Source organism: Streptomyces deserti, assembly GCF_054782695.1.
Window position 1 is genome coordinate 105,859 of record NZ_BAAGRZ010000001.1, and the last position, 13,128, is coordinate 118,986.

Annotated in this window: 13 protein-coding genes and 1 pseudogene; 5 read left to right on the top strand and 9 right to left on the bottom strand. The window is 71.4% G+C overall.

Annotation, left to right across the window (positions count from 1 at the left end):
• Positions 1 to 16 precede the first annotated feature (16 nt).
• The 4 genes from ACYVMZ_RS00505 to ACYVMZ_RS00520 all read right to left on the bottom strand — a co-directional run bounded on the left by ACYVMZ_RS00505 (position 17) and on the right by ACYVMZ_RS00520 (position 5,278).
• Positions 17 to 1,912 carry an FUSC family protein gene (locus ACYVMZ_RS00505; protein ID WP_461074271.1) on the bottom strand — a complete coding sequence of 632 codons (1,896 nt, stop codon included), beginning with the start codon at positions 1,910 to 1,912 and terminating at the stop codon, positions 17 to 19.
• Between the two features lie 400 nt (positions 1,913 to 2,312).
• A complete protein-coding gene (locus ACYVMZ_RS00510; RefSeq protein WP_461074272.1) occupies positions 2,313 to 3,917 on the bottom strand; it encodes an NnrS multi-domain protein in 1,605 nt (534 codons plus the stop codon).
• Between the two features lie 236 nt (positions 3,918 to 4,153).
• A complete protein-coding gene (locus ACYVMZ_RS00515) occupies positions 4,154 to 4,945 on the bottom strand; it encodes a nucleotidyltransferase domain-containing protein (RefSeq protein WP_461074273.1) in 792 nt (263 codons plus the stop codon).
• Between the two features lie 150 nt (positions 4,946 to 5,095).
• A complete protein-coding gene (locus ACYVMZ_RS00520) occupies positions 5,096 to 5,278 on the bottom strand; it encodes a hypothetical protein (protein WP_461074274.1) in 183 nt (60 codons plus the stop codon).
• A gap of 57 nt (positions 5,279 to 5,335) precedes the next feature.
• Here ACYVMZ_RS00520 and ACYVMZ_RS00525 point away from each other — a divergent pair, with 57 nt between their 5' ends.
• From ACYVMZ_RS00525 to ACYVMZ_RS00540, 4 genes and pseudogenes are all read left to right on the top strand, one after another.
• Positions 5,336 to 5,743, top strand: coding sequence for a RidA family protein (locus ACYVMZ_RS00525; RefSeq protein WP_461074275.1), 408 nt, complete (start codon positions 5,336 to 5,338; stop codon positions 5,741 to 5,743).
• A gap of 8 nt (positions 5,744 to 5,751) precedes the next feature.
• On the top strand, positions 5,752 to 6,399 hold the full coding sequence (locus tag ACYVMZ_RS00530; protein WP_461074276.1) for a gamma carbonic anhydrase family protein: 648 nt from the start codon (positions 5,752 to 5,754) through the stop codon (positions 6,397 to 6,399).
• A 40-nt stretch (positions 6,400 to 6,439) separates the two neighbouring features.
• Positions 6,440 to 6,589, top strand: a complete 150-nt coding sequence (locus ACYVMZ_RS00535; protein ID WP_461074277.1) for a hypothetical protein — start codon at positions 6,440 to 6,442, stop codon at positions 6,587 to 6,589.
• Positions 6,526 to 6,780: pseudogene (locus ACYVMZ_RS00540) on the top strand (GNAT family N-acetyltransferase); the annotation flags it as partial. The gene ACYVMZ_RS00535 and the pseudogene ACYVMZ_RS00540, both read left to right, overlap by 64 nt.
• Here ACYVMZ_RS00540 and ACYVMZ_RS00545 read toward each other — a convergent pair.
• Both ACYVMZ_RS00545 and ACYVMZ_RS00550 read right to left on the bottom strand, forming a co-directional pair.
• A complete protein-coding gene (locus ACYVMZ_RS00545) occupies positions 6,723 to 7,451 on the bottom strand; it encodes an aspartate/glutamate racemase family protein (protein ID WP_461074278.1) in 729 nt (242 codons plus the stop codon). The pseudogene ACYVMZ_RS00540 and the gene ACYVMZ_RS00545 overlap by 58 nt on opposite strands.
• Positions 7,452 to 7,456: 5 nt before the next feature.
• Entirely contained in the window at positions 7,457 to 8,920 is a 1,464-nt protein-coding gene (locus ACYVMZ_RS00550) for an NCS1 family nucleobase:cation symporter-1 (protein ID WP_461074279.1), read from the bottom strand.
• A gap of 178 nt (positions 8,921 to 9,098) precedes the next feature.
• Between ACYVMZ_RS00550 and ACYVMZ_RS00555 the strand changes: the two genes are divergently transcribed.
• Positions 9,099 to 9,767: a GntR family transcriptional regulator gene (locus ACYVMZ_RS00555; RefSeq protein ID WP_461074280.1), complete on the top strand. Its 669-nt coding sequence runs from the start codon at positions 9,099 to 9,101 to the stop codon at positions 9,765 to 9,767.
• On the opposite strand, the gene pip is transcribed toward ACYVMZ_RS00555, so the two are convergent.
• The 3 genes from pip to ACYVMZ_RS00570 form a co-directional block, all read right to left on the bottom strand.
• A complete protein-coding gene (pip, locus tag ACYVMZ_RS00560) occupies positions 9,764 to 10,750 on the bottom strand; it encodes a prolyl aminopeptidase (RefSeq protein WP_461074281.1) in 987 nt (328 codons plus the stop codon). The genes ACYVMZ_RS00555 and pip overlap by 4 nt on opposite strands.
• Positions 10,751 to 10,773: 23 nt before the next feature.
• Positions 10,774 to 11,574, bottom strand: coding sequence for an MBL fold metallo-hydrolase (locus tag ACYVMZ_RS00565; protein WP_461074282.1), 801 nt, complete (start codon positions 11,572 to 11,574; stop codon positions 10,774 to 10,776).
• A 401-nt stretch (positions 11,575 to 11,975) separates the two neighbouring features.
• A complete protein-coding gene (locus tag ACYVMZ_RS00570; RefSeq protein WP_461076257.1) occupies positions 11,976 to 12,716 on the bottom strand; it encodes a VOC family protein in 741 nt (246 codons plus the stop codon).
• Positions 12,717 to 13,128 lie beyond the last annotated feature (412 nt).

Below are 13,128 nucleotides of genomic sequence, written 5' to 3' on the forward strand. Positions count from 1 at the left end.
TCGAACCCATGCGGAGCTAGACGGCGCGAGGCACCTCGGGCAGCACAGGCAGTCCGATGCGCCGCTGTCGCCCGGCGAGTTCGTCGAGGAGGGCGGTGAGGCGTTCGGTGTGCCGGGGTGAGAGCCGTCCCGTGTCGTCGAGGTCCACGGCGCAGGCCGTCGTGGTGTCCACGAGCCGTTCGAGGAGGGCGGCGACCTCGTCCGCGCCCTCGGTGTGCCGGGCGAGGGCGGGCAGTTCGTGCGCGGCGAGCGAGATGGCCGTACGGGCCTCGGCGAGCGTGCGGTAGGCCTCGCGCCGGAGGGTCCAGCGGGTGGCGCGGTGGTCGGAGGGCGTACCGGAGGTGCCGATACGCGGGGCCTGGGCCTCGCCCAGCACGTGGACGAGGTAAGCGTGGGCGGCGCGGCTCGCCGCCCCGAGCCGGGCCCGCACTCCCCCGCCCCGCTGTCCCGGGATCGGCAGGTGGCCGACGATCAGGACGATCGCGCAGGCCAGCAGCGTCTCGCCGATCCGGCTGGCGGAGGCCTGCGGTTCGCCGCCGACCATCACCAGGGCCAGGACGAGGACGGTGACGACGGCGGTCTGGGCGGCGAAGTGCCGGGTGGCGACGGGTATGAGCGCACCGCTGACGGCGACCAGCGCGATGAGCCCTTCCGGCCGGGGCAGGACGGCGGCGAGCGCGGCGAAGAGCAGCGCCCCGAGCACGGTCCCGGCCGCCCGGCTCAGCACCCGTGAGGCCAGCGGCCCGAGGTCGGGCTTGACGAGGAAGACGGCGGTGGCCGGCAGCCAGTACCAGTGCTCGTGCTGCCCGTACCACTGGGCCTGGAGCAGCGCCTGGGCGACGGCCGCGCTGGCTCCGAAGCACAGGGCGACCCGCAGCCCGTACTCCCGCCCGGCACTGCCGAGGGCGGCACGCAGCCGATCCCTGGCACCGCGGCGCCGCGTGTGCAGGTCGCCGCCCTTGCCCCGGTCGAAGGCCTCGGCGGCGTGCAGGAGGGCGTCGTCGAGGGCGCGCAGCGCGGACGCCGAGCGTGTGGGCGCGGGCAACGGCCCGGTGTGCGCGTTCTCCCGTACGGCCGCGGCGAGCCGCCGGGGCCCTTCGGAGGCCCGCTCGGTGACGGCCTCCCCGGCCCACGCCAGGGCGGTGGCGGCCTCGGCGAGCGGGAGCGCGGCGGCGTACTGCGCGTGCAGCCGCCGCTCGGCCGCGGAGGAGGCGTACCGCCGCAGCCGGGGCCCGGCGAGCGCGTCCTGCGCGTGGTCGAGGGCGGCGGTGAGCGCGACGCGGCGCCGGGTGGCGTGCTCGGTCCCGGCGGCGTCGAGCAGCGCGGCGACGGCGTCGTACACGTCGGCCACGGCCTTCCGCTCCCCGTCGAACCGGAAGTCGCCGGTGAGGGACCCGGGGCTGGGCAGCACCAGCCGCAGCACCAGGAGCCATCCGGCCCCGGCGAGAAAGGCGAGCGCCCGTTCCCACCCCGCCTCGGGCAACGGCATCCCGGCCCCGATCGCCGAGCCGACCAGCACCTGCGTACCGGCGGAGGAGGCGACGGGCCCGACCGCGCTGACGCTTCCGGCGATCAACCCGAGGACGGTCAGGACAAGAGTCAGGAGGACGGCCGGCAGGTACTGCCCGGCATACGTCCCGACGACCAGCCCGAGCGCCCCCGCCACCGCGGGCCCTCCGAGCCGCTTGACCGAGGCCCGCCGGCTGCCGGGCCGGTCGTTGATCCCGGCGAGCATGGCGGCGATGGCGGCGACGACCCCCAGGGTGGTACGCCCGGCGAGATGCGCGACGAGCAGCACCGGCCCGGCGGCCAGCGCCCCCCGCGTGACCGCACTCCAGGGAACCGGCCCCCGCTGGGCACGCAGGGCGTGGGCGAGCCAGGGCGGCGGTGCGAGGGTGACACGGCGGGACACGGGGCTCCTGTCGTCGGGGCGAGGGCGGGGGTGTGCCTTCGGGCGACGGTGGCCGGGCGGTGGGGTGTGGTGTCCACGGTAGGGGGCGGGGTGGGTGGGACGGGGACGGTTGTGTTGCCGGGAGGTGACGATCGGCTCGAATGCCGCGTTCTTTATGAACGCAACCTCCTTCGACGAGATGGGGGCCTGGGTCCGGCTGGACGAGGGGATCAGTACCGGCCGCTGGTCCGTGCAGGCATGCCCGTGCCCCGTGACCGGCGTGAGCGGACACGGGGCACGGCAGACATCACGCCACGCCGGACCTGGCCGGCCGTGCGGGCGTCGCGACAGCGACCGCTTCCGGGCCGGAAGAGGACGTGTGTGTCCGCTTGCGGCCCGGAGGGAACCTGCGGCGCCCGGTCTACCGCTGCTCCCACTGCCGGGCGGGGAAGTCGCACGCCTTGCCAGGATCCTGCGCCGGAAGCAGACGCAGTTGCCGAGCGGGGACCTTGAACGGCCCGGCGGCCTCCGCGTCCCACAGCACGGCATCCCCTCCGGCGATCCCGAACGACAGGTAGGGACGGCCGGGGTGGAGTTCAGCGCCCTGTACGTTCAACTGCGTCCTGGCGACCGTGGGTTCCACACAGGCCCACTCGGGCTCGACACCGAAGTACGGCGGCGGGTCCTTCCGCTTCTCGGCGGCCGTCTTCACGGCACTGGCCGCGTCGCTCGCGGAGTCGACGGCCAGAACGGCGACCAGCCCGATCACCGCGGCCTGCATCGCCGCGTACAGCGGGACGTTCAGGTACTCCCCGGGGCGGACGAAGGACGCGTGCACATGCTTCGCGATCCCCCAGCCGGCCGGTACGAACAGCGCCAGGCTCACGAAGCCCAGCAGCTTGCCGGCCGCCAGCACCTGCCAGATTCCCGGCACGTCCAGGTCCTGCGGGTCGAGTCCCAACGCATCCGCGTACAGGGCGTGCAGGACTGATCCCGAGGCGACGACGAAGGACACCAGTGCGGTGAACACCAGCGGAGCCGCCCAGGTCAGCCACTCACCCCAGGTCCACTGCCGGATCAGGAGCCAGACTCCGATCGCCGTGACCGTGGAGGCGAGGTAGACGAGCATCTGGAGGGGCGTCACCGCGTCGTTCTCGGCCGAGAACCAGCCGAGCATGCCCGCCAGGAGGAGCGACGCCGCCACGGACACGGCGAAGACGCCCAGCCAGCGCCCACCGGACAGGAAGACTCTGCTGCCGCTGCGCAGGGCCCCCGCGAAGCAGGCCACGGCGAGCGTCCCCCAGACCCAGACCCGCTGGCCGGACTGATGGTGTGTGACGACCGCGCAGAACGTCATCGCCAGCAACCAGGTGATGAGCCGGTACTGCTGGCGTGTCCCGTCCTCCTCGAGTCTGGGGACGATATGGCTGCGTTCCCGCCCCTGCAACGGGCGCACATCGACATCCGTGCGGGGCGCCGCTCCCGTCGGCATCCCCATCCGAGCGAGCCTTCTGGCTTCAGAGGCGGTGCCGGTCACGAAGCTGCCGGTGTCATGGCTGCCTCTGCGCTCGGCCACCCGGGCACGGGCGAGGGCCCAGGACCGGAGCAGTCTCGCGCGAAGGTCCCGTGCCCCCGGCGGCAGGCGCAGTGGCGGGCGATGCGCCACGGTATGGACCCGCCACTCGGTGAGCAGCTCCCGGTCCGTGTCCAGCAAGTCGCAGCGCCTGACGTACATCTCGAGCCTGGCCGTCTTCGCCAGCCGCTGGACCCGCCAGGCCGCCGCCCGCTCGGTTCGGCTGTTGCGCGCACCGAAGAGGTGCACTTCCACGCAGTACAGCCGCGAGCCGGCATCCGGCGTCAGTACTCCCGCCGACAGGTCGTCGCCACGCGCGAACGAGGTGACGACCGGCCAGCCACGCTGGTCGAACTCCTCCTCGGCCCGCTCCCAGTCCCGTTGCCCGCCCCGCACTTCGACGAGTGCCAGTGCCCGCTGGTCGTACCTGCCCCGCACCGTGTGCGCCCCCATGTGCGTGTCCTGGCCGCGGTGGATCGAGCCGCGGCACAGCACATCATGCAAGAAGCCGACGCACGACGAAGCTCATGCGCTGGATGTGCCCCACCTTGATCCATGTCTCCGCATGGCCCGGGCCTTTGGAGTGGGGGATGTTCGCGCTGAAGGCGTGCTCCACCGAATAGTCCCCGTAGACCAGGTGTCGCGGAAACGCGGGGCGCGCGGCGCGCACCATCAGGCGGAGCTGCCGGTCATGGCGCTGGGCGTGTGCGGTCGCTCGTCTCCACGGCCCGCCCCAAGAGCGTCTCGGTCTCCGCGACCGCACGAGCGAGCACGTCAGGATCCGGCGTCAAGTTCCCCGTAATCGCGTCCACTTCGCCCAGCCCAGCCCGCTCCACAAGCCCCTTCTCATTGGTGACCCACTCCCCCCGCGCCGCCACCACCGCATGCGCCGTCTGCGTCGCGGCGAGGGCGATCGCGCCCGCGACCTGGGTGAGGGCGGCCTTGGGGGCGTGGCCCGCCTTGGCGTAGGCGAGGGTGGCGGCGGCCATGCCGTGCCAGCGGCCCGGGGCGGTCCGGCGCAGCGCCTGCGGGTAGGCCGCGAGGCGCGGCAGTTCGCCCCGCAGCACCCTGTTGATCGCCAGCTCGGCCACGACCAGGTAGCTGGGGATGCCGGCCAGGTGGAACATCAGCGGCTCGATGCGGAAGCGTCCCTGCTCCGCCTCGGACAGCTCATGCTCGACGACGTCGAGGTCGCGGTAGTGGACGTCCACGCGCCGGTCCTCGATGGTCAGCCAGGCGCCGCCGTTGAAGACACCGCCGCCCCAGCCGCCGATCTCGCAGACCTCGCCCTGCCAGCCGACCGCGCGCAGATCGCCGGGGTCGAAGGCGCCCCGGTAGTAGATCGCCAAGTCCCAGTCGCTGTCCGGCCGTTCGGTGCCCTGGGCGCGGGAGCCGCCCAGGGTGACGGCCACGACGGCGGGGAGGGCGGCGAGACGGTCGGCGGTGGTGTCGAGGAAGGCCTGGTCCGTTGAGGAGGGCACTGCGGTGGCTCCTGGCGGTCGGGCGGGTCACGTCGCCGGAAGGCTACGTGGGCAGGCGGGGAGATCGCGAAGCTTTTGTCCCGTACGACAGCCGCAGCTCTGCCGGTCACCCCGTCGCCGCCACCCCGAAGTCCGCCCCGGAGATGCCGCTTAGCGGGCGTCGTGGGCGGTCAGCCGGAGGTGCCAGGCGGAGGTGAAGGGGCGGATGGTGTCGTTGATCAGCGTGTAGGCGAGGCTCTGCACGGTCGGTCCGCCCGCGCCGGAGCCGCGTTCCCGTTCGCCGGACGTGGCCTCCGCGAAATACGGGTGCGGTGGCGTGCCGGGTCGCCGCATGATCGGTGGGTTGCGCCCGTCCCGGCCGTCCCGGCCGTCCGGCAGATCGGAATCCTCGTGATCCAGCGCGTCACCGTCCCGGGTCTCTTCCCGCCCCCCGCCTACTCCCACGCCTCCGTCGTTGAGGCGGGAACCCGGCTCGCCTTCCTCGCCGGTTCCGTCCCCCTCGACGCCGACGGGCAGCTGGTGGGGCCGGGAGACCCCGTACGGCAGGCCGAGCAGGTGCTCGCCAACCTCGGTGCGCAACTGCGCGCGGTCGGCAGCGACTTCGCCCATGTCGTGGCGACGGACGTGTACGTCGTGAGCAGTGAGCCGGCGGTGCTGTCCGCCGTGTGGGACGTCGTCGAGGCCTCCGGGCTCAGCACCGGGCCCCACTCGTCGACGCTGCTCGGCGTGGCGTGCCTCGGGTACACGGGGCAGCTGGTGGAGATTACGGCGACTGCCGTCGTTCCCGGCCAGCCCTAGGAGTTCCCATGTTGATCGAGCATCGCGGGCGGCGGCCCCTCGTCCCCGAGTCCGCGTACGTAGCCCCGACGGCCGTCCTCTGCGGAGCCGTCAGCCTCGGTGAGCGCGTCCGCGTGCTGCACGGGGCCGTGCTCACGGCGGAGGACGGGGAGGTCCGCGTCGGCTCGGACGTCGTCGTCATGGAGAACGCGCTGGTGCGGGGGCGGTCGGGGCATCCCGCCGTCATCGGCGACGCGGTGCTCGTCGGTCCGCACGCCCACGTCAACGGGGCGACCATCGAGGACGAGGTGTTCGTGGCCACCGGCGCCTCCGTCTTCCCCGGGGCCGTCGCGGGCGCCGGCTGCGAGCTGCGGATCAACAGTGTGCTGCACGTGAACTCCGTACTGCCGCCCGGCAGTGTCCTGCCCATCGGCTGGATCGCGGCGGGAGCGCCCCGGGCCCGGCTCTTCGCGCCCGGCGAGCACGACGAACTGTGGCAGGCACAGGAGGGTCTGGACTTCCCCGGCACCGTGTACGGCGTCCCGCGCGGCACCTCGATGCGCGAGATCATGGCCCGCCAGGTCGACTTCTACGGAGCTCATCGCGGCGACCTCACCCTCGACGACCCCTCCCCCCGGCATACGGCCTCTCCCCGGCGACCGGCTGACGGGCCCTGACCATGACCATGCCCCCGACCCCGACCACAGGACTCTGACCATGAGTACCGGACCCTCCGTCACCCTGCGCCGGGCCACCTCACCGGCCGACGCCGACGCGGCGGCGGACGTCTGGCTGCGGTCCTTCGCCGCCGCGGGATCGGCGACCGGTTCGTCGGACTCGCCAAGGAGCGCCGCCCGCGGGGGCTGAGCCTGTGGACCTTCCAGGTCAACAGGCCCGCCCACCGTTTCTACGAGCGCCACGGCTTCACCGCCGTCGAGTGGACGGACGGCAGCGGCAACGAGGAGCGGGAACCGGATGTGCGGTACGTCTGGCGCCCGGGTCACCCCGCGGAAAGCGGCGGCCCCCACAGCCGCCGCTTCGGCAGCGGCCTGGCGTAGCTGCCGGTCCGGCTCGTCCTCAGCCCCAGTGCCACCAGCGACTCCGCGAGCCGGACGGCCGCCGAGACCCCGTCGACGACCGGCAGCCCGAGTTTCTCCCCCACCGCCCGCTGCAACCCGGTCATCCCGGCGCAGCCCAGCACCAGCACCTCGGCCCCGGCCGCGCACGCCCGCTCGGCGGCGTCCAGGAAGGCGGCCTCCGTACGCTCGCCGTCGTCGCCGAGGTCCAGCACGCTCAGTCCCGTGCCGACGACGGCCGCGCAGTTGCGCCCGACGCCCGCCGTCTCCAGGCTGTCCTCGATCTGGCCGCGGGACCGCTCCAGCGTGGTGACGACGCCGTAGCGCCGCCCGAGCAGGCAGGCCAGGTGGGCCGCGGCCTCCGTGATGTCGACGACCGGTACGTCCACCAGCTCCCGGACGCCCTCGCGCCCGTGCTCCCCGAAGCCGGCCATGACGACGGCGTCGTACGGCGGTCCGTCGTAGGTCCGCAGCATGTCGATGACCGCCGCGGCGGACAGGTAGCTGTCCAGCCAGCCCTCGGCGGACTCCGGTCCCCAGACGGGGGTCAGTCCGGTCACGGTGGTGCCCGGGCCCGCGGCGGCCCGGGCACCTCGTACGATCTCCTCGGTCATCTCCTGCGTGGTGTTGCAGTTGGTGACGACGATCCGCACGTTTCTCAGACCCCCGTCGGCTCGGAAACCACGGCGCGCTCGCTCCGGCACAGCACCACGTACAGCCCGGCCGCCAGCGCCGTACCGATGAACCAGGAGTACGGCGCCACGTCGCTGAAGGTCTTCACCAGCGCGAGCACCGCCGCGACCCCCGCGGCCGGCAGGAAGGCCCACAACGCCTTGGGGTTGACGCCCTTGCGGTAGTAGTAGCGGGAGCCGGGCTCGGCGCTGAAGAGCTGGTCGACGTCGATCCGGCCGCGCTTGACCCAGAAGTAGTCGACCATGATCACGCCGAACAGCGGGCCGAGGAAGGCGCCGAGGCCGCCGAGGAAGTAGTTGACGACGGTCGGGTTGGAGAAGAGGTTCCAGGGGGTGACCACCAGCGCCGCCACCGTGCTGATCATGCCGCCGACCTTGAAGGTGATCTTCTGCGGCCAGACGTTGGCGAGGTCGTACGCCGGGGAGACGAAGTTGGCGACGATGTTGACGCCCATGGTGGCGATGGCGAAGGTCAGGGCGCCCAGCACCAGCACCCAGGTGTTGCCGATCTCGGCGACGAGGTACGCGGGGTCGGTGATCTCCTTGCCGAACACCTCGAACGCGCCCGCCGTGACGATCACCGACACGATCACGAAGGCCGTGGAGTTGACCGGCAGGCCCCAGAAGTTGCCGCGCTTGACGGTCCGGTAGTCGGGCGAGAAGCGGGAGAAGTCGCAGAAGTTGAGCATCAGCGTGCCGTAGGTGGCCAGCACCAGGCCGATCGCGCCGAACCACTGACGCCACTGCTCGCCCACGGACACCGGGTGCGGAGTGGAGGTGAGCGAGATCGTCCAGCCGGCCTTGGCGAGGATCCAGACCGCCAGCGCGATCATGACCAGCCAGATCGCCGGGCCGCAGAAGTCCTGGAACTTCCGGACCGATTCCATGCCCCGGCTGATGATCGCCGCCTGGACCAGCCACAGCGCGATGAAGGAGACCCAGCCGAGGGCGTCGAGGCCGAGGAAGGAGCTGTGCGTCCAGGACTCCAGGCCCGGCCAGGCCGCGAGCAGCATCACGTTCACCGCCACCGAGGCCAGATAGGTCTGGATGCCGTACCACATGATGGCGATGACGGCCCTGATCAGCGCGGGGATGTTGGCGCCCCAGACGCCGAAGCTGATGCGGCTGACCACGGGGAACGGGACGCCGTGCCGCTGCCCGATCTTCCCCATCCAGTTCATGCCGATGTAGATGAGCACGAAGCCGACGAGCAGGGACGTGAAGATCTGCCAGACGTTCATGCCGAGGAAGAGCAGTCCGGCGGCGAAGGTGTAGTTGCCGAGGTTGTGGACGTCGGACATCCACAGGGCGAAGAGGTCGAACACCTTCCAGTTGCGCTTGCCCGCGGGCGCGAGGTCTTCGTTGGTGAGCCGGGGATCGGGGACGAACGCTGGGGTGCCGGTGGCTTCGGCGCGGTCGGCGAGGGACACGGGGCCTCCCTGAGCGAGGGGACGGAGGAGGACTGCTGGGCGAGAAGCAGTAGGGCTGCCACCCGGACGGCGTTTGGTATACCAAACTGCCGACATAGTCCTCCCGTCAACCGTTCCGACCGATGTCGCTCTTGTTAACGCTCCGTAAAAGACGCCCGGAGTCGGCGAAGATGGCCCCATGAGCTCCACGACGAAGATCGAACCTCTCGGTGCGGTGCGCGAACGCGTCCTCGCGGAGCTGCGGCAGGAGATCATCGCGGGCCGCCTCCGCCCCGGCGACCGTCTGGTGGAACGCGAGCTGGCGGAGCGTTTCGGGGTGTCGCGGGTGCCGGTCCGGGAGGCGATCCGCGCGCTGGTCGCCGAGGGCTTCGTCCACTTCGAGACACCGCGCCGGACGGTCGTACGCCGTCTGACGCCGACGGATGTGAAGGAACTCTTCGAGCTGCGCGAGGCGTTGGAGGTGTACGCGGCGGGGCTGGCCGCGTCACGGGCGACGCGCGAGGACCTGGCCGAGGTCGAGAAGCTCCTGGACCTCGCGGCCGCCGCGACGGAGGCGGGGGACGCCGAGGCGATCACGGACGTCAACAGCCGCCTCCACGACCGCATCGTGGCGATGGCGGGCAACAGCCTGCTGACCGCCGCCCTGGAGCCGGTCGCCGGCCGCCTGCGCTGGATGACCCGGCGCAACGAGGAGTGGCCGCAACTCCTCGTCGAGCACCGGGAGTTGTACGAGGCCATCGCCTCGGGCGACCCGGAGCGGGCCCGCGCGCACGCCCTCACCCACGTCCGGACCAACTACCGCTCGACGGTGCGGCACCTGTTCGGCGAGGAAGCCGACCTGCCTTAGCGCCGCGCGTACTTGTCCGTCGCCGCCACCAGTGCCCGGGTCACCCCGGGCGCGCCTGCGTCGTGCCCGGCCTCGTCGACGACGACCAACTCGCTGCCGGGCCAGGCCTGATGGAGCCGCCAGACGATGCCGAGGAGGTTGCCGAAGTCGAGGCCGCCCTGGACGAGGGTGCCGGGGAGGTCCTTGAGCAGGTGCGCGTCGCGCAGGACGACGCCCTCGTCGTTGCCGGTGCCGAGGAAGTGGCCGTTGCCCCAGTAGTGCGTGACCGTACGGGCGAAGCCCATCCGGAACTCCGGGTCCTCGAACCGCTGGACCGAACGCGGCGGCGCCGGGATGGTCGCCGTCTCCCAGTCGGTCCAGGCGCGTGCGGCCCGCTCCCGCACCGCCCGGTCGGGCGACTCGAGGAGCCGGTTGTACGCGGCGGCGAGGTTGCCGTCGCGCTCGCCCTCGGGCAGTGCGCCGACGAACCGCTCGAAGGCCTCGGGGAAGATCTTCCCCAGTCCCCTGGTCAGCAGGGCGACTTCGGCGTCGGACCCGGTCGCCACTCCCGTCAGCACCAGCTCGGACACGACCCCGGGGTGCGTCTGCGCGTACCGCAACCCCAGCACCGACCCCCACGACACGCCCCACACCAGCCACCGCTCGATCCCCAGGTGCCCGCGCAGCCGCTCCAGGTCGGCGAGGACGTGGGCCGTGGTGTTGACGCTCATGTCGGTGCCGTACGCGCTCGCGTGCGGGGTGGACCGCCCGCAGCCGCGCTGGTCGAGCAGCACGATCCGGTACGCGGCCGGGTCGAACAAGCGCCGGAAGTGCGGGGTGCAGCCGGAGCCCGGCCCGCCGTGCAGCACCACCGCGGGCTTGCCCCGCGGGTTGCCGCAGGTCTCCCAGTACACACGGTTGCCGTCACCGACGCCGAGCATGCCGTGGGCGTACGGTTCGATCTCCGGGTAGGGGCCATCGGGGCAACTTGGAGGTCGTCTCATTGGGTGATGTGACCTGTTGATGGTCACTTTTTCCGGCGCAAGGTGTCGTGTTGCTCGGCACTGTTGGACCTCTGACCCTCGTCGCGAAGGTGGGTGACGAGACCGGGGGCAGCGACGCCGATGGGGCTCTCGAAGGCTTCCGCGGCTACTTCTTTGGCGATGGCCGGATCTGTTCCCGGCCAAAGGTGGGTGAGCATGAGTCGGGCGGCGCCTGCCTGGTGGGCATACTGGCCGGCCAATCGTGCGGTCAGCAGATACGGTGCGTCGGCGGTTGGTACCTGGTGGATGTACGTGGCTTCCGACAAGAACAGGTCGACTCCTTGCGCAAGGCGCGGGATGTCGGAGCTGGGGCCGGTGTCGCCGGTGTACGCGAGGACGGCTTCGGGTGTCGTGAGCCGAATGCCGGCATTGGGTACGAAGTGCGGCAGGAGCCAGGTGTCGGTGGTGAAGGGACCGATATCGAACCGGTCGCCGGGGTCGAACCCGTAAAGGTGGTACGCCTTGGCGAGCATGCTCGGTTTGTCGAGCGCCAGAACGACATCGACCGCGCCGTGCGGGGCGTAGACGGGCAGAGCGGGCGGCGGGTCATCGCTCAGCCCCCGGGCCCGTAGTAGAGGGTTGAGGTCGGCGCAGTGGTCGGGGTGCCCATGGCTGACGAGCACGGCGTCGACCGCGTCGACGGTGCTGTGCTGGAGCAACCGCGGCAGTGTGGCATATCCGGGGTCGATGAGCAGACGAAATCCGGCGTACTCGACGAGGTAGCCGCTACATGCCTGGACTGCTGTGGGCCACGCACCGCAGCCGCCGAGAACCGTCAGTTGCATGACACGAGACCCTAGCGCCGTGCATTAGCTGTGAGCATGCGATTTCAGAGCATGAAGGGCGACGGTCGAGACTCTGATCCGGAGACTTTGTGGGAGCTGTTGCAGCGGGTAGTGCCTTCGGTTCCGAGTCGGCCGCAGCGCGGCGGCCGACGGCGGCACGGCGACCGTGAAGTTCTGGCGGCGAACCAAAGCCCGGGTGTAGGCCAAGCTTCACCGACTCGTCCTGGATGAGCTGCTCCTCAAGGCCTCGTTTTTCGTCGCTGCGGAAGAAACGTGGCCGCCGCCAGAGCGCTGTACGACGGCCCACGAACAGGTGTGACTGAGCGCCCTGATGGGCGAGTTGAGCGCCTGAGCCGGCACCCACGTGTGCTCACGTGTCGGGGTGTCGTCAAGGCTCCGCGTCAGCCCGGAGCGAGGACGTCGAACTCGTTGCCCTCCGGGTCGACGAGGCACGTCCACGACACGTCGCCCTGGCCGAGGTCGATGTCGGTGGCACCGAGGGCCCGCAGCCGGGTCACCTCCGCCGCTTGATCGTCACCGGGGTAGGGCCGGAGGTCGAGATGGACGCGGTTCTTCACGGTCTTGGCGTCGGGTGTGCGGAGGAGCTTGAGATACGGGCCGACGCCCTTGGCGGAGCGCAATAGCGCATGATCGTCGGTGACCTCGTGCAGGGTCCAGTCCATCGCCGCGTCCCAGAATCGGGCCATGGCCCGCGGATCGGTGCAGTCGGCCACGACCGCGGCGATCGGCCCGGTGTCGCGGTAGATCTCCCGAGGCTCCGCCACGCAGAACTCGTTGCCTTCCGGGTCGGCCAGGACCGTCCACGGGACGTCGCCCTGGCCCACGTCGACGGGCGTCGCGCCGAGATCCTTCAGGCGCGCGACCAGGTCTGCCTGATGGGCCGCAGAGGTGGTGGCGAGGTCGATATGCACGCGGTTCTTCACCGTCTTGGGTTCCGGGACGGTGATGATGTCGATGCAGACGGCGGCGGGGTCGGGATAGGTGAAGCCCTCGGGTTCGAGGTTGGTCACCACGCCGGGTTCCTCGACGGAGGTACTCCAGCCGAGCGCCTCCGCCCAGAACCGGCCGAGCGCGGAGTCATCCCGAGCATTCATCGCAATCTGAACAAGCCGTAATGTCATGCTCGCGATCCTATGCACACCGCCGTGCAGCGACATGCGCAAGTACCGTCGCCGACCAGGAGATCAACTCGCTCACCAATCGCAATGCAGCTCGCTGACTGAAGTGCTCAGCCACAACAGGCGTGACTGAGCGCTGTAGCTGGCCCGATGGGCCAGGTCCGTGCTCAGCCCCAGGGGAGACGGCGAAGGAGGAGGTCCCGACCGGTTAGGGCGTGGGTGAGCGGACGAGCGGCCACTCGGGCCTCGCGCCGGCGGCTTCTCCGTCGAAGGCAGTCCAGTCCCAGGGCCCGTTGACGGGGCGCCTTGGCGGTCAGCACTGGCCTGCCAGCCAGCGCAAGGATGGGGCCTGCGGGGCCACCTACGGCGCTCGCCCGGGCCAACTGCAACGCTCAGGGGCCGGATACAGCGCTCA